Annotated in this window: 15 protein-coding genes; 4 read left to right on the plus strand and 11 right to left on the minus strand. The window is 62.5% G+C overall.

What is annotated here, in order from left to right:
- Nucleotide 1: 1 nt before the first annotated feature.
- The gene (rpiA, locus tag NDK18_RS07845; RefSeq protein ID WP_250624843.1) at nucleotides 2–643 is read left to right on the plus strand and encodes a ribose-5-phosphate isomerase RpiA; all 642 of its coding nucleotides are present in this window, start codon (nucleotides 2–4) and stop codon (nucleotides 641–643) included.
- Here the strand turns inward: rpiA and NDK18_RS07850 are convergent, their stop codons facing one another.
- From NDK18_RS07850 to NDK18_RS07870, 5 genes are all read right to left on the minus strand, one after another.
- Nucleotides 644–2,722: a TonB-dependent siderophore receptor gene (locus tag NDK18_RS07850; protein WP_250627471.1), complete on the minus strand. Its 2,079-nt coding sequence runs from the start codon at nucleotides 2,720–2,722 to the stop codon at nucleotides 644–646.
- Between the two features lie 106 nt (nucleotides 2,723–2,828).
- Nucleotides 2,829–4,370: an MBL fold metallo-hydrolase gene (locus tag NDK18_RS07855; RefSeq protein WP_250627472.1), complete on the minus strand. Its 1,542-nt coding sequence runs from the start codon at nucleotides 4,368–4,370 to the stop codon at nucleotides 2,829–2,831.
- Nucleotides 4,367–4,864, minus strand: coding sequence for a nuclear transport factor 2 family protein (locus NDK18_RS07860; protein ID WP_250624840.1), 498 nt, complete (start codon nucleotides 4,862–4,864; stop codon nucleotides 4,367–4,369). Before NDK18_RS07860 ends, NDK18_RS07855 begins: the two co-directional genes overlap by 4 nt.
- 154 nt (nucleotides 4,865–5,018) lie before the next feature.
- Entirely contained in the window at nucleotides 5,019–5,753 is a 735-nt protein-coding gene (locus tag NDK18_RS07865; protein WP_250624839.1) for a hypothetical protein, read from the minus strand.
- A gap of 55 nt (nucleotides 5,754–5,808) precedes the next feature.
- The gene (locus NDK18_RS07870) at nucleotides 5,809–6,747 is read right to left on the minus strand and encodes a LysR family transcriptional regulator (RefSeq protein ID WP_250627473.1); all 939 of its coding nucleotides are present in this window, start codon (nucleotides 6,745–6,747) and stop codon (nucleotides 5,809–5,811) included.
- A gap of 116 nt (nucleotides 6,748–6,863) precedes the next feature.
- On the opposite strand from NDK18_RS07870, the gene NDK18_RS07875 reads away from it, so the two are divergent.
- Entirely contained in the window at nucleotides 6,864–7,613 is a 750-nt protein-coding gene (locus NDK18_RS07875) for a 3-oxoacyl-ACP reductase family protein (protein ID WP_250627474.1), read from the plus strand.
- On the opposite strand, the gene NDK18_RS07880 is transcribed toward NDK18_RS07875, so the two are convergent.
- Nucleotides 7,614–8,855, minus strand: a complete 1,242-nt coding sequence (locus NDK18_RS07880) for an ABC transporter permease (protein ID WP_250627475.1) — start codon at nucleotides 8,853–8,855, stop codon at nucleotides 7,614–7,616.
- Between the two features lie 8 nt (nucleotides 8,856–8,863).
- Nucleotides 8,864–10,177, minus strand: coding sequence for an ABC transporter permease (locus NDK18_RS07885; RefSeq protein ID WP_250627476.1), 1,314 nt, complete (start codon nucleotides 10,175–10,177; stop codon nucleotides 8,864–8,866).
- Nucleotides 10,178–10,381: 204 nt separating this feature from the next.
- Here NDK18_RS07885 and NDK18_RS07890 point away from each other — a divergent pair, with 204 nt between their 5' ends.
- Nucleotides 10,382–11,326, plus strand: a complete 945-nt coding sequence (locus tag NDK18_RS07890) for a GGDEF domain-containing protein (protein ID WP_250624834.1) — start codon at nucleotides 10,382–10,384, stop codon at nucleotides 11,324–11,326.
- A gap of 14 nt (nucleotides 11,327–11,340) precedes the next feature.
- On the opposite strand, the gene NDK18_RS07895 is transcribed toward NDK18_RS07890, so the two are convergent.
- Nucleotides 11,341–13,515, minus strand: coding sequence for a TonB-dependent siderophore receptor (locus NDK18_RS07895; RefSeq protein WP_250627477.1), 2,175 nt, complete (start codon nucleotides 13,513–13,515; stop codon nucleotides 11,341–11,343).
- A 247-nt stretch (nucleotides 13,516–13,762) separates the two neighbouring features.
- Between NDK18_RS07895 and NDK18_RS07900 the strand changes: the two genes are divergently transcribed.
- Nucleotides 13,763–14,866 carry a hypothetical protein gene (locus NDK18_RS07900; RefSeq protein WP_250624832.1) on the plus strand — a complete coding sequence of 368 codons (1,104 nt, stop codon included), beginning with the start codon at nucleotides 13,763–13,765 and terminating at the stop codon, nucleotides 14,864–14,866.
- 4 nt (nucleotides 14,867–14,870) lie between these two features.
- Here NDK18_RS07900 and NDK18_RS07905 read toward each other — a convergent pair whose 3' ends face one another.
- The 3 genes from NDK18_RS07905 to NDK18_RS07915 form a co-directional block, all read right to left on the minus strand.
- Nucleotides 14,871–15,587, minus strand: coding sequence for an NYN domain-containing protein (locus tag NDK18_RS07905; RefSeq protein WP_250624831.1), 717 nt, complete (start codon nucleotides 15,585–15,587; stop codon nucleotides 14,871–14,873).
- Nucleotides 15,548–15,910, minus strand: coding sequence for a hypothetical protein (locus tag NDK18_RS07910; RefSeq protein ID WP_250627478.1), 363 nt, complete (start codon nucleotides 15,908–15,910; stop codon nucleotides 15,548–15,550). Before NDK18_RS07910 ends, NDK18_RS07905 begins: the two co-directional genes overlap by 40 nt.
- 443 nt (nucleotides 15,911–16,353) lie before the next feature.
- Nucleotides 16,354–17,406 (minus strand): class I SAM-dependent methyltransferase, encoded by a 1,053-nt coding sequence (locus NDK18_RS07915; RefSeq protein ID WP_250627479.1) that lies wholly within the window; start codon nucleotides 17,404–17,406, stop codon nucleotides 16,354–16,356.
- Nucleotides 17,407–17,717: the final 311 nt, after the last annotated feature.

Below are 17,717 nucleotides of genomic sequence, written 5' to 3' on the forward strand. Positions count from 1 at the left end.
CATGAGCCAGAACGAAAAGCGCCTCGCTGGCGAAGCTGCCCTTCGCTACGTCGAGAAGGGCGCCGTGATCGGCGTCGGTACCGGCTCCACGGTGGCTTTTTTCATCGATGCACTGGCTTCGATGAAAAACGACATCCAGGGCGCGGTGTCCAGTTCCGAACAGTCCACCCGGCAGCTGAAATCGCACGGCATCGACGTGCTCGACCTCAATGCCGTGGGCCCGCTGGATATCTACATCGACGGCGCCGACGAGTGCGATCCGCACAAGCGCCTGATCAAGGGCGGCGGCGCGGCACTCACCCGCGAAAAGATCATCGCATCGGCATCGAAGACCTTCGTCTGCATCATGGATTCATCCAAGCAGGTGGACGTGCTCGGCACGTTCCCGCTGCCGGTGGAAGTGATCCCCATGGCACGCAGCCACGTGGCCCGCGAAATTTCCGCCATGGGCGGCCACCCGGTATGGCGTGACGGCGTGGTTACCGACAACGGCAACTGGATCCTCGACGTCCACGGCTGGCGCATCGTCGATCCGGTCGGCACGGAAAACAAGCTCAACCAGATCGTCGGCGTGGTCACCTGCGGCCTGTTCGCCGCACGCCCGGCCGACATCGTGCTGGTCGGCGACCGGGTGCTGGGCTAGTTACCAGCGGTAGCGCACGGATGCGGTGACCGTGCGCGGGTAGCCGTAGTAGCACCAGATCGCACTGTTGCAGGCGGTGATGTAGTTGCGGTCGGTGAGGTTCGAGCCGGTCAGCTGCACGCGCCACTGATCGAAGTCGTAGTGCACGTTGGCGTCGAAAAGGGCGTAGCCACCGGTCGGGAAGTCGTTGTTGGCGTCGCCATAGTGGCGCCCGATGTAGCGAACGCCGCCGCCGAAGCCAAGGCCCGCCAAGGCGCCTTCATGCAGGGAATAATCCGCCGACACCGAGCCCTGCCGGTTGGGCACCAGCGCCACGCGCTTGCCGCGGCTGGCATCGTTGGCCTCGGTAACACGAGCGTCCGTCCAGGCCCAGGCGGCCGTCATGCTGAAGTCGTCGGTGACGGCGACGTTCGCTTCAAGTTCCGCGCCGCGCGTGCGCGTGCGGCCCTGCTGGATCGAAAACAGGATGTGGTCGGGATCAACGGTCAACGCGTTCTTCTGCGTCAGCTGGTAGACCGCCGCGGTCAGTAGCGTGCGGCCATCGGCCGAGGCGTATTTCACGCCGCCCTCGTACTGGTCGCCCGTGATCGGCTTGAAGGCTTCACCGGCGAAGGTGGCGCCTACCGTGGTCTTGAACGAGTGGGAATAGGCCAGGTAAGGCACCACGCCCGAATCGAAGTTGTAGTTCAGGCCCAGGCGGCCGGAAAACGCGTTGTCCGTCTGCTTGCGATGCGTGCCTGCGATGATGTCGTCGATATCGTTGGTCACCCAGTCGTTGCGGCCACTGGCGACGATGCCCCATTTGCCCCAGTTGATCTGATCCTGCACATAGGCGCCGGTCTGGCGCAGCGTGGATTCGGTACGCGAGGTGTAGGCAATGCGATCGATCGGCGCGCCGTACACCGGGTTGTAGATATCGATCGTCGGTGCGCTGCCGAAGGCCGAGCGGCTGTCGTCGCTGTTGCGCAGGTAATCCACGCCCATCAGCACGGTGTGCTCTGCGGCGCCGGTGGCGAACTTCGCCTGCGCCTGGTTATCCACGGCGAACAGGTGCGTGCGGTCGTACACCGGAAAGTTGTAGCGGTTGAGCGTGCGCAGGTCGTCCTGCAAGCCCAGGCTGCCGATGGACCGGTGGTCCACCATCGCATCTTCCACGCGCAGGTCCTGGCGTACCGACCAGGTGTCGTTGAAGCGATGGCTGAAGTCCCAGCCGATGGATTTGTCGGTCTTGTGATAGAAATCGTAGCCCGGCTCGCCGGGATTCACATCGCGGGGAATACGTCCGTTGGGATTGGGCAGCAACGTGCCCTGCTCCGGCAGGAAGCCACCCACGCCGTTGGACAGCGCGCGCTGGTAACGGGCAAGCAAGGTGAACGACGTATCGTCGTCGGGTTTCCAGGTGAGGCTTGGCGCGAAGTAATAGCGGTCGTCCTGCGAATGCTTCAGCGGCGAATCGCCCTGGCGTGCCAGGGCCACTACGCGGTAGAGCCAGTGGCCGTCGTTGTCGAGCTTCCCGCCGACGTCGCCGGCAAGTTGTTTCTCACCGAAGCTGCCGACGGTGGCTTCCACCTCGCGCGGCGCATCCAGGCTCGGGCGCTTGCTGGTCATGCTGATCATGCCGCCCGGTGGCAGCTGGCCATACACCGCGGACGACGGCCCCTTGTTCACCTCCACGCGCTCAAGGCCATACGGCTCTATGCGCGAATCGGAAGTCCAGGAGCCGCTGGGCAACGCCAGGCCGTCGAGAAAACGCGCCGGGTCGTAGCCGCGGACGAGAATCCAGTCGCTGCGCGGATCCATGCCATAGCTGCCGCCGACCACACCCGCCAGGTAGCGCACCGACTCATCCAGCCCCTGCACACCGTACGCCTGCATGCGGTCCGGCGTGATCACCGACACCGACTGCGGGATCTGCACCACCGGCGTTTCGGTCTTGGTGGTGGAATAGACCACGTTCACCGCTTCCATGGTCTTGGCATCGACCGGAGCCGTGGACGTGGTGTCCTGTGCAGCGGCCTGGGTGGTCAGGGCGAGGGCTACGGCAACGAGCAGCGCCGGCCGGGAAAGAGGCTTGGACACGGGATTTCATCCGGACAGGGCGGCCGCGCGGGGTGCTGCGGCCGGATTATCGCGAATGATAACGGTTCTTATTCCAATATCAAAGTCAGTCCCCTTTCAGAACCGCTCATTTCGCGGCGGCAAGGGTAGATTCCAGGATGGTCCAGGGTGTCGGGCTCATATGCATGCCAATCATGGACAGGCCCTGCGTATCGATGCCCGCCGCCCGCACGGAGTGCGTCAGTTCCAGCAAGGCCTCTGGATAGAGCAACGAGCCGCCGGGGCCCAACGGCTGCACCATCTCTCCGGTATGCAGCAGGTGCGCACCCGGGATCGACGACATCAACATCGGCTGCTCGCCGTCCGGCACGGGCATCACGGTGATGGCGTTGACACCTTTGCCCAAGATGATGGGAGATGACACGGACCGGATATCCGGCGACCGCGGCGCACGAGCAAGGTCGTCCGGAAGCAGGCCATGAGGCGCTGCCGCCAGAGCGCGGATCACCGCCACGTTGCGGTCGCGAACATAGATGGGGATGCCACGCGCCACGTATTCGCGCACACCGGCCACATGCCAGTAGAACGCGGTGGATGTGATCAGTGCCTTGACCTTCATCCCCGGGAAGCGGCGTGCCGCTTCGTCGAGAACGCGATGCGAGTAGCCGGCCGAGATCGGCGCATCGATGATCACCAGGCCGTCGTCCTGGCGCACGATGGTGCTGTACCACGAGCCCGGGATCTGCACCACGCCCGGCGCGATTTCCGCGATCGGCTTCTTTGGATCGGGCGCCAGGCCGATCGCCTCGCCCAGCGCGAGGTCGTCCACGTTATGCGCGGTCACAGGCGGCAACTCGGATTTCATCGCGAACGCCTTGTCATCCACCGTGTTGTCGAAGTGCACTTCATCGATCACGGCAGCACGCAGATGCACGCCATTGCGGAACGTGTCCGATTGCCCTGGATAGCGCACGCCCTCGCCGAGCGCGTAGTTCATCAGGTCAACACGGTCGGTGATGTCCCCCCAGGCATTCCAGGCCAGGTCGCCGCTGGTGGCGCGGTGCCAGCTACGCGTGGTCTCGATGGCGGACGGCAGGTTGGTCTGTGCGTCGAGGTAAATGCGCACAGGACTCTTTCCCTGGTGGAAAGACAACAGGTGCTGGGGAATACCGTGGAGCGATGTATCCTTTTCCTGCTTCAGGTCATCGGCATGCTCGGCAAGCAACAGCGCCGCGATGGGCTCGTCGGTCTGCCACGCCATGGGGGCCTCCATGTGCCACGCCCGGGCGGCCTTGCCGGCCATGACCATCTGACCCACTTCGCCATCTTTCCCGTAGAGCTTGCGCATGACATACGGCGGTGGTGCGCCGCTGGCCGTGAGCTGTGCTTCATCGCTCACACGCCGCTGTCCCTGCAGATCGTCCACGATGGTCAGGCCTCGCGCACCGGAGAATATGTAAGGCGCATCGGCATGGTCGAATTCGACGATGTCGAAATCCACACTGGTTGTCGTGCGCTTGAGTTGCGCCACGGTGTGCAGGTCACGCCCCTGCCCCATGGCAGAGAGAGCCTTGCCCACGAGTGCGTGGGCATCTTCCGCACAGCCAAGAGCCGGGGCGGCCAGCGCGATCAGCGCGCAGGCGCTGGCCAGAGCAGATCCCGACCTCATTCCTTACCCACCGTGCCGTGCTGCGAATACGCCGCGTGCCAGGCGCCGCCCTCGTACAGGAAGACATCCGAGGACTTCACACCGTTATCCGGTCCAAGGCTCAGGTCGTAGAACGAGACCACGGCGATGTTGCCGTGGACGACCACCGAGGTGCCCGAGGGATGCTCCTTCCGGTACGCGTCGAGCTTCGCCTTTCCGTCCGTCGAACCCTTGTTCTTGGCCGCGCCGGCGACGATGCGTTCCTTCGAGTGCGCCACGCCGTTGTCCACCGAGCGGTAACCGGGCATCAGCATCGACTCTAGCCATTCGGTCTGGCCGGTCACCTCCGCTAGGCTCCAGTGGTCTTCCGTGGCGCGGACGCCGGCTTCGCTTTGCTCGTGTTCGTTGGTACCGGGCGGTGCGAGTTCCCAGGCATGCGCGGGAATGGCGGCGACGAGCGCCAGGGCGAATATCGTTCGAAGACAAGACACGGTTTTCGTGGCGAAGGCGGACATGTGCGTGCACTCCATCAATGGCGGGGGCCAAGGTGGAGGAACCTTAGGGTGGTGGAAGTGCCGCCGCATCGACGATGGGACGAGTGGGTCCACTGACGGGGCGGACGGCGGAAACCACGCGTCCAGCGGACGCGAGGATTCCCTACCGTAAATGCTATCGCGCGGCGGTCGCGGGTAACTGGCCTATGACTTTGCCCTTGTCGTCAAGCATCTGCAGCGACGGCGTGCCGTCGGGAGCTACCTGCATCCGGATCCGCGGCCTTCCTTCTGAATCGTTGAGGCCAAGCATCACCGACTCGTCCGGCATGCGGGCAAGGATCATCCGCGGCTTTGCCTTGTACTGGTTGCTGGCGATGAATTCCGCCATGCGCTTTTTCTTCTCATCGGGCGGCAACTGGCTGATGGAATCGGTGAATTCAACCACTTTCGACATCGGCACGTGGGGATTATCGGCAAATACCAGCCTGGAGTACCGCTTGCCCTCCTGCTGACCGTATTCCTCCACGAACGCCTGGTCCTGCTCGTACTCATCGAAACTCAAGTGCCCGGAAGATTCGCCCTGCCCGTCCTTGCCCATCTTCCCTTCGAAGGTAAGCCCGCCGTTTTCGGTGCCTTCGTCGTTATAGAAGATGATGCCGGCACTCGATCGCGTGGGATGGGGATGCTCCTTCGACTTGATGATAAGGCCCGGCTCCGTCGCCTTGTTCGAAATCACCATGCGCAAGGTGCCATCGGGCTCCACCACATTGATGCGCTGCACGGTGAGTTCGTCGAGCGTCGTCTTTTTTGTCGTGGCGCCTACGAAACCGGAAAGCACGGTAACCGCGAAGACAGCCGTAAGCACACCTGAATACACCACGAGGAATCGCTGCCCAAAACGTGACTGCATGCCCTGCCCTCCATCGTTGATCCAATCGTTGTAACCACCAGTATGGGTGTTGGCCCTACATCACCACTGGATGCGTCGCCGAGAAGCGCGCCGGGAGATCCTGTTGCTTGAACGTTTCGACGACATGGTCGATGAACACGCGGGTTTTCTGCGGCAGCAACTTCTGCGCGGAGTAGTAGATCGACAGGTTGCCGCCGTCGACCCACCAGTCGGGGAGCACCCTTCGCAATGCGCCGCGCTCGATCCACGGCAGTGCCGACTGTACGGCGAGTAGCGCAATGCCCATGCCCATCGCTGCGGCCTGGCACGTGGCCTCCGGATCGTCGAAGACGATGCGCGGCTCTAGTTCGATCGACGCCTGGGCACCCTTGCGATGGCTCAGCACCCAGTCGCGAATACGCCCGGTCTGCGGCGAGCGGATAAGGATGCCGTCGCGGCCGGCGAGATCGGCGGGCGTTTGAGGTGCGGGCATTGAAGCCAAGTATGCAGGCGACGCCACCAGGATGCGGTGGGCCGGCGCCAGTGCGCGTGCGACCACACCTGGACGCAGGTCGAAACCACCACCCAGCGCGACGTCGAAGCCTTCGGCAATCAGGTCGACTGGCCGGTTGTCGAAGTGCCAGTCCGGCCGCACCCCAGGATAGGCACGCAGAAAATCGCCAAGCATCGGCACGATGTACTCGCGGCCGAACGCGTTGGGCAGGCTGATGCGCAACACGCCCACGGGGCCAGCTGTACGCGCCCGCGCATTGGCCAGCGCGCCCTGCAGGTGATCCAGGCTTCCCTCCACTTCCAGGCGGAAGGCTTCGCCAGCTTCAGTGAGGGACAAATGGCGGGTGCTGCGCTGGAACAATCGGACACCCAGTTCCGCCTCCAGCCGCGCGACGTTCTTGCCGACGGCGGCGGGCGTAAGGCCCAGGCGCCGTGCCGCATGGGCGAAGCTTCCCAGCTCCGCGCTACGAAGGAAGCAGACCATCCCGTTAAGCGTATCCATGCGCCCGATTCTAAACCGATAGGATCGAATGAAAATACCTTATCCGATCTGTTGGTTGGGAAATCTACGCCGTACATTGGTGTTCGACTTAAAACCCCTTCCACCGGAGATCCACCATGGACAACCTCAATTCCATCCAGGGCAAGAGCGCCCTGGTCCTCGGAGGCTCGCGCGGTATCGGCGCAGCCATTGCCCGGCGCCTTGCCGCCGGCGGCGCATCGGTCGCCATTACCTATGTGCAGGGCGCCGCCCCCGCCCAGGCGCTGGTCGAAGAAATCGGCAAAGCCGGCGGCCGGGCCATCGCCATCCAGGCCGACAGCGCCAGCGATAGCGCGATCGAAGCGGCGGTGGAGAAGACCAAGGCGACATTCGGCAGCTTCGACATCCTGGTCAACAGCGCTGGCGTGCTGGCCATTGCCCCGATCGAGGAATTCACCACCGAAGACATCGACCGCACCATCGCCATCAATGTGCGCTCGGCCGTGATCGCCAGCCGCGCCGCGGCAAGGGCGATGGGCACCGGAGGCCGCATCATCCACATCGGCAGCACCAACGCCAACCGCATGCCCTTCGCCGGCGGCGCGGTATACGCAATGAGCAAGTCGGCGTTGCAGGGCCTGACCCAAGGCCTGGCACGCGACCTTGGTCCGCGCGGCATCACCGTGAACACGGTGCAACCAGGCCCCGTCGACACCGACATGAATCCGGCCAACGGCCCGATGGCCGCGAACCTGGTGCCAATGCTCGCCACGGGCAGGTACGGCCACGCGGACGAAATCGCCAGCTTCGTGGCCTATCTTGCAGGCCCTGAGGCCGCTTACATCACTGGCGCAAACCTGATGATCGATGGTGGCTTCGCGGCGTAGTCAGGCTGGGCGGGTGGCCTCCACCGGCGAGACGCGCGAGGCGCGCATCGCCGGGTTCAGCGTGGCCGCCTGCCCCAGTGTCAGCAGTAACAAGATGCCAGCACCCATGTACGCCAGCGGCACGTGGCTGACCTCGAAGTTCACCGCCATCCAGACATTGAGCACCCCGCAAAGCACGATACCGATCGCCACGCCGGCAAGGGTGATAAGGAAATTCTCGGTAAGGAAATACAGCAGGATGTCGCGCCGCCTGGCACCCAGCGCGCGGCGCACGCCAATCTGCGCACGTCGCTGGCCCACCCAGAAACTGGTGAGGCCAACGATGCCCGCGCCGGTGATCAAAAGCAGGGCCAGGCTCACCACGCCCATGACCACCGCCATGCCGCGATCGGTCCGGTAGGCATCCTCTCGCACCTGGTCGAAAGTGCGCACGCCGCCATGAGGTGGGAATACGCGTTCACGATGCGCCTTGACCAGGGCCGCCGGCGCCTCGCGCACCATGCGGTCGAGCATGCCGGGCCGGGTACGAATGAGGTAGTCGCCGTAGCGATTGGTCAATCGGGCGGGGACAATGGCGACGTCTTCCGCCCACGTGTCTGCAAAGGCCGCCGACCACGGCACATGCAGGCGATCGATGATGCCGATGATGATCGTGGGTGGCGCATCCTTGCCCGTGTTCAGGTACACCGTCTTGCCCAGCGCCGACCCGTCCGGAAACAAGCGGTCGGCCATGGCCTTGGTGACGATCGCCACCGGCGGTATCACCAGTGTATTGAAGTCGCTGCCGTCGACGATTTCCTCGGGCCGAAAATTGCGGCCCGCCACCAGATGCACGCCCAGCGTGGCCAGGGCATGGTCGTCACTGGCGTACATGCCAGCCTCGAACAGCCAATGTTCCTTGCTGTTGTCCAGGCGCACGCCGGTGGACCAGCCACCGCCGCGCAACGGAAATGAGTTCATCACGGTGGCGTCTTCCACCCCGGGAAGGGAACGCAGGGTTTCAAGGTCGGTACGGATCAGGGGCGCGAGCACCTTGCCGTCGGTACTGCCCACCCAGGTGTTCATCACGGTAAGCAGGTTTTCTTCCACGATGCCCGTGGGGCTCGCCATCCGCTCCATGTTGGTGCGGATGATCGACAACGCGTTGCAGACGATCGCAAGGGTAAGCGCGATCTGCAGCACGATCAGGATCGTGCCGGCCTTGTGCCGCCGCAGTGCGCTGATGATGGGCTGGATATCCATGGTTGCTCCTAGTTCGACTTCAACTGCCAGGCCGGTTGCACCTGCGCGGCACGCCACGTCGGGTACAACGAGGCCAGCAGGGCCGCTACCACTGAAACGGCAAGCGTCAGGCAAACCAGCGCCGGATCCAGATAGGCAAGCCGTGCAATCTGGGGGCTGAAGACCAGGTCGATGCCGTGCATGCCAATCGCCGTCAGCAACAGGCCGAGCACGCCGCCGGTAAGTCCCACAGTCGCTGCCTCGATCAGGAACTGTGCATAGATTTCCCGGCGCGACGCGCCCAGGGCCCGGCGCACGCCGATCTCCTGCGCGCGTCGCATGAACTTGGCCAGCAACAGCCCGATGGTGTTGACCAGGCATACGCCAAAGAAGCTCACCGACACCACCAGGGAAACCTTGGCGCCTTGCGGCACCACTTTCTGGTAGTCGAGCCAGTCGGCGACGTCGTGCAGGCGCACGTTGGGCGGCCAGCGAAAGCGGCCTGCGCGCTGCTGCTCGGCGGCGTAACCGCGCAAGCGATCGCGATAGGTGGCTGTTGCTGCCGGCGTGGGCAGTTCCGCCCAGAATGTGAGCCAGATGCACTCCGAGCGGAGCCAGTTATCCCAGCCCACGCCGGGATCGGACACGCAGTTGGTGTTGCCGGCGGTGACGAAACGCTGGTCGAGGGCATGGGTAAACGGGATGAACACCTCCACCGGCTCGGTGAAGCCTCTGGTATTGACGACATCCAGGAACATCGGCTGCGGGTCCCAGGTATCCATCACGCCGACCACGCGATAGAGATGGCCTTCCAGGTTTACTTCCCGCCCAACGCTGTTCTGGCCGTGAAAAATCCGGTCGTTCAAGTCTCGGTTGATGACGGCGACAGCCGCACGGCCATTGTCGTCATTCGCCGTCCACGGGCCGCCGTAGAGGAACGGGATATCGAACATGGCGAAGGCGTCGGCGTAAACGGCATAAGAGTTCACTCCCTCGGGCTGGCGATTGGCTTCGTCGGGAATCACGGAAATACCCAGTGGGTAAAGCACCGTCTGCCGGGGCGCCCAGTGGGCATGTTGCAAGGCCATGGCATCGATGTAGCTGAGCTGCTCGGCAGGCTCACCGGGAGGAGTCTCGTTGTTGTTCGGCCCCCAGTTGTCCACCTGGGCCACAAAAAGTTGCGAAGACTTCCACGGTATGGGGTTGCGCGCCGTGGCGCGGTACACCGCATAGGTCACCATGGAGGAAGCCACGCCGAAGCCGATGGTCAACACCATCAACGCCGTCAATATCCGGTGTCGCGACAAGCTGCGCAAACCGAGTTTGAAGTAATAGGTGAACAAGGGCCTTCCTCCATCTACTAAAACCATACTGTGCGAGGTAGTAAGCAATGGCTGCGCCAACTACAAAATCGCTGGCACTTCAAAAACTTGCAATGACACATATTAAGCTTGCCGCTGTCCGCGGACATGACAACGGACAATGGGGACAGGCACACTCTGACCAGCCACGGCTCCAGAAAACAGCGACGCTGCCGATAGCCATGTATGACTACGCATGACATCGCCACCGACGACGCCGTCTACAAGACGCTTCTGGAATCCACACGGGCCATACCCTGGAAAATCGACTGGGTGACCATGCAGTTCGCCTATATCGGTCCCCAGATCGAGGCATTGCTTGGCTGGACGCCGGACAGCTGGGTGACCGTGCAGGATTGGGCCGAACGCATGCACCCGGAAGACCGCCAGTGGGCGGTGGACTTCTGCGTGGCGCAGTCCATGGCAGGCATCGACCACGAGGCGGACTATCGCGCGCTGTGCAGCAATGGCGATTACGTATGGATCCGCGACGTCGTGCACGTGGTGCGCAACGACGATGGCACGGTGAATTCGCTCGTCGGTTTCATGTTCGATATTTCCGAACGGAAGAAAACCGAAGAAAAGCTGCTGGTCATGCAGCGCGAGCTGGAGGAACTATCGTTCAAGGACGGCCTGACCAACGTCGCCAACCGGCGGCGCTTCGACCAGGTGATGGATGCCGCGTGGGAGCGCGCCCGCAACCAGCGCGAACCGATCGCGCTACTGATGATCGACATCGACTACTTCAAGCAATACAACGACCGCTACGGCCACCTGGCAGGCGATGACTGCCTGCGCCGCGTGGCCTCGGTGCTGGTCCAGGCCGCCGCCCGGCCGAACGATTTGCTGGCCCGCATCGGTGGCGAGGAATTCGCCATGCTGCTCCCCGGCACCAGTGCCTCGGGCGCCGTCGGCGTGGCCGAGCACTGCCGCCAGCTGCTGAAAGATGCCCAGATCCTGCACGGCCCTGCCCCGCTAGGCCGCCTCACCGCGAGCATCGGCGTGGGCGCGGTCACGCCGGAAGCCGGTGACAATTGGGTAAGCCTGCTCGACCGCGTCGACCGTCGCCTGTACGCCGCCAAGCAGGCTGGTCGCGATCGGATGATGGATACCGATCCGGTCGCGGTCTGATTTGTCTTCGGCGATCAGAAGAACTTGTAGTTGAAGCTCAGCGTCGCGCTTCGGCCGGCGGCGTAGTACAGGTTGCTGTACTCATCCAGCACGAAGTACTTGCGGTCCAGAAGATTTTCGCCATTGACCTGCAGCGAGACATGGTCGTTGAAGGCGTAACGCGCCATCGCGCTCAGTAGAAGCACGGACGACTGATTCACATACTGCGTGCCGTTCGGGCCATCCACCGGCGCCTGGCTCGCCGACTGCCAGTTGGGGCCGCCGCCGATGGTTAGGCCGTTCCAGCTGCCGGGCAGTTGGTAGGTGGTGAACAGGCGTACCAGCGTGCGCGGCAGCGAGGTATTGATCGCGCCCTGCTGCGGGGCCTTGATGTTGAAATGCGACCACCCAAGCGTGGTGTTCCAGCGATCGGTGATCGCACCGGAGGCTTCGAATTCGTAGCCGCGTGAGCGAGTGCCGTTCACCGGCGTATAGGCCTGGGTAATGCCGTCCGGCAGGAATTGGCCCGGATCGGCCTGGGCCACGTTGTCCTGGCGTGTGTCGAAGAAAGTCAGCGAGGTATTCAGGCGGCCATCGAAATGGCGACCTTTGATGCCCACCTCGCGGCTGCTGCCGATCACCGGATCCAGGAAGTCGCCATTGGCGCGGCGATTGCTCTGCGGATCGAAGATCTGGGTGTAGCTGGCGAAGGCCGAGTACACCGGGGTGATGTCATAGATCAATCCCGCATAGGGAATCGTCTTGGAATGCTCGTGATGGTAAGTGCCCGCACTGGCATCGAACGTATCGTTGGTCCATGTGCTGTAGCGGGCGCCGGCGATCAGCTTGATATTGTCGGCCAGCGACCAGCGCGAGGCCACGTACGCGCCGCCCTGCTTGATGCGCGCGGCGGAGAGCAGGTCGCCTGTCGGGGCGAACTCCGGATACGGGTAATTGCCCGTCCATTGCAGGAAATTCCCCGTGTCGGGAAGATCGCCATGGGCGTTCTCGTAGGAGTCCTGGGTGTAACGCGAGCCGCTCAGGCCCGCCACCAGTTCGTGCTCGCGGCCGAAGGCCTCGAACGGCCCGGACAGGTAGATGTCAGCCATGTTCTGCCTGCCGCGGTCGGTTCCCCGGTAAGCGTAGGGGGCGGCGCCCTCGCCTGTTTCGCGGTTGGGAAAGCCATAGACATAGAACAGCGCCATGTCGCCATCCGTTTCGCGGCGGCTGGCTAGCGCATGCAGCTGCCAGCCATTGGCAAACTCGTGCTTCAAGTCCACGAAGGCCGTCTTGGTGGTGTTGTACCAGAACGACCAGCTGGCAGCGCTTGAAAAGCCGCGCGGCCACGTGATGAAACCACCATCGTCGTAGAACACCGGGTAGGTACCCCAGGTCACGCCATTGGGCTTGGTCTTCTGGTAGTCCAGGCCCGCGCTAAGCGTGGTGTTGGGCCCAAGGTCCGCATCGACCACGGCGTACAGCACGTTCTTGTTGCTGCTGTAGCGATCGATGTAGGAGCCTCCCTCTTCATGCGTCGCCACCACGCGTCCGCGTACCGACCCGGATGCGGTGATTGGTGTTGCGATGTCCACCGTCTCGCGCGTCGTACCCCACGTGCCGTAGCTTATCGTTGCATCCGCGTTGAACGTGCGGCTATCGGCGTGCTTGCGCACGAAGTTGATCAGAGCCGACGGGCTACCCGCGCCGCTCATCAGGCCCGTCGCTCCACGCACCACTTCGATGCGGTCGTAGATCGACGTATCCAGGCTGCCGTCGGCGGATGAGGAATTCAGGCTGGGCGCGACGGGCACGCCGTCATAGGCCATGTTCTCGATCTGGAAGCCGCGCGAATAGAACAGCACGCGCTCCGAATCGTAGGCGTTGGACGATACACCCGTGGTGTTGTCCAGCACGGCACGCACGTTGGTGAGATTCTGGTCCTCCATACGCTGGGCGGTGATCACGCTAACCGACTGCGGCGTGTCCTGCAGTGTAAGCGGCAGGCGCGTAGCCGCCGCGGTATCGCTGACGGTGTAGCCCTGGAGACTTTGCCCTTCCACCTTCACCGTGGCGAGCTTGGTGGCGTTGTCGGGCTTGGCGGGAGTGTCGGTGGCGGCCTGCGACTGGGCCGCGGCCACGAAGGGAAACGCCAGCATCACGCTGGCAGCCAGCGACGCGACCGACAGACGGCCGGAACGGATGGAGAACATGGTGTGGTGCCCTTTGTGCGAAGCCGGCAAGCGGGAATTCGCTTGCGTGGAGTTACGCCACTGGCTCGCCGAGGGCTGGCTTGTCGCGATGCAGCAAAAAGCTTAACAGAAACACCCATTAATGCGAAAGAGTCGTATTTGCGAATATCGATGGTCATACCCGCCGTCATCAGCCCGGCTCAATCCCCCCACTACAATGCTTGGAATTGGGCAACGAGCACTAAAAGTGGCCTCCGGAAAGATCAAAGTGGCAGCGGGAGAACTCACCGCGCTGCGACTGTTCGATATCGCCTACACCGTGGACCTCTCCCAAGCCGAGCAGCTCTGGGCAGCAAGGCCGGGCCTGGCATTCAGTCGGTCCAGGCTCACCAGTACGCCAGCCAAGGCGGTGACGTTCGGGGTAGCGCCCCTTCGTCTTCAATTGGGGGAAACCGGGCTGACCCTGGATTCGCGCACGGTCACCGCCGACCTTTCCGTACGCATCTACGACTTCGGCGTGGCGGCGCTGGCGGTACGCATCCAGGTGGGCGACCAGGATTGGGACGACTTCGTTGCCGATTTCAACGCGCTGGATCGCGTGGTGGGCCACGAAGCGCCGATCGACTTCTGGACCGACCTGCTGCAACGGGTCAAGGACATCATCCTTCCCGCACTGGATCGTCCGGCCACCCATGCCCACCTGGAAGAGGACTATCTGATCGCCACCGTCCAACGGCTGGACGAGCCGATGGACGCCTCCGCGCTACAGGCACGCGTGGATCTTACGGCGCTGTTGTCGGGTGAGAAGCGCCCGCTTTCGAGCGATTCGCAGCGGGAATTATTGTCGCGCAGCTTTTCCTACTACGCCGACGATCTGGTCGTACTGACATGGGACCGGGCCTTCATCTACGAACCGCGGCTCGATTCCGACGTTGCCGATGTGATCGAAGTGGCCAATGCCCAGCTGGTGGAATTCCGTTACTACGACACCTTGCTGGACGAAGAACTACCCCGCATGTACGAGCGCGTCGAGAACGCGCGCGGCGCGGCTTCGCTGCTGGCATCGCGACGGTTCGCCTATCTCGCCCGACGGCTCTACACGCTGGTGGCGGAGGTAACCGAACTGACCGAGCGGGTGGACAACGCGCTGCAGGTGACCGAGGATGTCTACCTGGCTCGCGTTTACAGCACGGCTCTGGCGTTGTTCCGCGTGCCCACCTTGAGCGAATCGGTGGATCGCAAGCTGGCGATCATCCGGGACACGTATGCCGCGCTTTACGAAGAGGCTTCGAGCCGGCGCGCGGAGCTGCTGGAAGTGGCTATCGTGCTGCTGATCATGCTTGAGATTGCGATCATGTTGTTGCAGCGGTAGGTCGTCAGACCTCGAGCAAATCGGGAAGAGCCGAAATCACCCCTTCCGAAGCCGGTTTATCCGATTTGTCCTTAGGTTGAGGGCATGTCGATCGTTTCCCGTCTATATGCTCGTGGAGTCCTTCTGGCACCTGGCGCCACATGGGATCAAGAACAAAGTCCACGCCCTCTCGTCGAGCCAACTTGGCGGCGGGTACGAAGTCAGCATCGCCTGCGATAAGCACGATCTGATCAACCTGCCGCTTCAAGACCAGTGCGGAAATATCCACGCCGATGCGCATGTCCACTCCCTTCTGCTTGATGCTGGGGATTACATCGTCGTCCGTCAGGCTGTCGAAGAGCCGCTTTCCCTTGAGTAGTTCGGTGATGACCGAGTGCTTTATGGTCCACTCGGTCATATCCGAAAGATGTCCCAGACGCAGTGCGACTTTACGCTTCGAGCGCAGCCGCTGATGAAGTTCCCGACGGAACTTCGCCTCATCGGAGGCCTTGAAATTTACCGATTTTTTGCTGATCGGCGATCGCATCTGTTTTTCAAGCGGCGGGCAATCATAAAAGAAGATGCGATAAAGATCGTGCCTGACGCTCTTCTCCTTTAGATGGGCCATCGCCCAGCGCCAGGCCAAATCTGCCGCGCGTCGTGCATCGAAATAGTTACCGGGCTCAATGCGCCGAAATCGCTTTATAAAAAAGGCCCCATCAATAAGGATGGCCGTGCCCATACACTTCCTCTTTTTTCTTCCTGAAAAAAAAGCCTCAAGGTTCGGGACGCCCTGGGTAGGGGGGCGGCGAACACTAGAGGCTGGATGCTTTCGATTGTATGGTTGCTGATGAAGTTGTCAACAAGAAAGCGCGCCTTAGGCGCCCATGCCCGTTGCGCTCCGCAGGTTTTTGATCGCACCGGCGACAGTTCGGAAGGGACCAGACACGATGCGTCAAACCCTTTCATGATCGCCTTATCAATGACGCCAGTCTCGTAAAGGCCCAAAGCAGCCGAGTGAATCGCTTCGAATGCGTCAGTCTTGAACTTGCGCTTGGTCTTCATGCCAGATCCTCGTGCCAAAAACGGATCTAGCGGATGAACGCTACGTGTTCTCACACCCGTCGAGCAGTTGCAGGCGATGTCACAACCTGCGAGTCCACCCAGGCCCACTTCCACACGGTCCTTCGTCCATCCGCCCAGCCATGGCTTATGGCCACCTCGAGCCAGAGGCCAAGGTGACGGGCGAGCCAGGGTCCAAAACCGGTCAAGGAACGGCTGGGCATAAGCCCACCTGGCCGCCCGCCGAAAAAGGCGAGAGCCCCGGATGCCGCAGCGCTGCTGCGACATCCGACTCCCTTGAACACGGGTTTGGACACCCGGTTGCCGGTGCGTTGGCAACGGACACATGATCCAGATTTTCGCGCTGCGATTCCATGCGAATCGTCTGAAAATTGCAGCCGAAAAAACAGCGAACAAATCTCAATTCGTGCCGTACTTCCACGACCTTACGGTCGCGCCTCAAGCACGATATTGAACGGCGTTTCTGCCGCGCGGCGGAGCTGACGAAAGCCACCCGCCTCGACGATTACCTTGCGCAAGCGAGCCTCACCAGCCTGCGCACCAAGCGCCGGACCATGCCGAGCAAGCGACACCGGCACGCAGATCATCGACGACGCCGCGTAATACACACGGCCCACCGGATTAAGGTTATCCGCCGTGCTGTCGCCAGCGAAAGGCTCCACGACCATGCAGGTGCCGTCGTCCTTCAACGCGCTCCTGGCATGCCGCGCGGCACCATCGGGATCGGCCATGTCGTGCAGGCAATCGAAGAAGGCGATGAGGTCGAAGTCGCGGCCTTTATAGCCAGTGGCATCCGCCTGCTCGAACGTTGCATTCTTCACCCCGGCGGCCTTTGCCCGCTCGCGGGCGACGTCGATCGACGGTGCGTGATAGTCGTAGCCGACGAATTGCGATGTAGGAAATGCTTTCGCCATCAGCACCGTGCTGGCGCCATGCCCGCACCCGACGTCGGCGACCTTGCCGCCGCGCGCGAGCTTGTCGACGACGCCTTCGAGCGCCGGTAACCATGCCCCCAGCAGATTGCTGTTGTAGCCGCCACGGAAGAATCGCTCGACGCCATGGAACAGGCAGGGATGATGTTCACCCCACTCCATGCCGGCGCCGCTCCGGAAGTTGTCGCGCACGCGCGGATAGGTGTGGAACAGCGCACGGGCAACCTCGTAGGCACCGGGAAGGTCAACAGGGCCCGCGGGGTCGGCCAGGCACGCCGCCTGCTCTTCGCTGAGCCGGTATTTGCCCGATGCCGCATCGTAGTCGACGTAACCACCGGCGGCCTGGTTGCCGAGCCACTCGCGCATGTAGCGCTCGTTGGTGCCAGTGCGTGAGGCCAGCTCCGCCGGTGTCAGCGATTCCTTCGCCAGCGCCTTGTACAGGCCTAGCTCGTCGCCGAGCAAAACAAGCACCGCGCTGAAGGCGGCGCCGAGGTCGCCGACAGCCTTACCCAGGAATGCATTGAGTTTTTCTTCGTTGATGGACATCACTACACGCTCCGAGAACAGGGGGAATCGGTGTGTGTCGTCCTGCCGGCGGATGGTTTTCCGCTACGACTTCTGGAGTATATCGCCGGAAAATGCAAATGCCGAAGGAGGCCAAGGCAGTTGTATGCGTGGTTTATTTGCAAACGGCCATTGCCAGGATTCTGAAAACGTCGCTGCTTCGAGCGGCGTGGATGGCGTCGGCAGCCAATGCGGTGGCGACCGTGGGCTTGGCATTTCTACTGTTTGGCATCGGTCATAGGTAAGTTCGAGGAATCAACGCTGGGATGCCTGCGATCACGCTGCAAAGCGAG

It is taken from the genome of Pinirhizobacter soli (genome assembly GCF_015905305.1).
In the GTDB taxonomy this organism is placed as follows: domain Bacteria; phylum Pseudomonadota; class Gammaproteobacteria; order Xanthomonadales; family Rhodanobacteraceae; genus Pinirhizobacter; species Pinirhizobacter soli.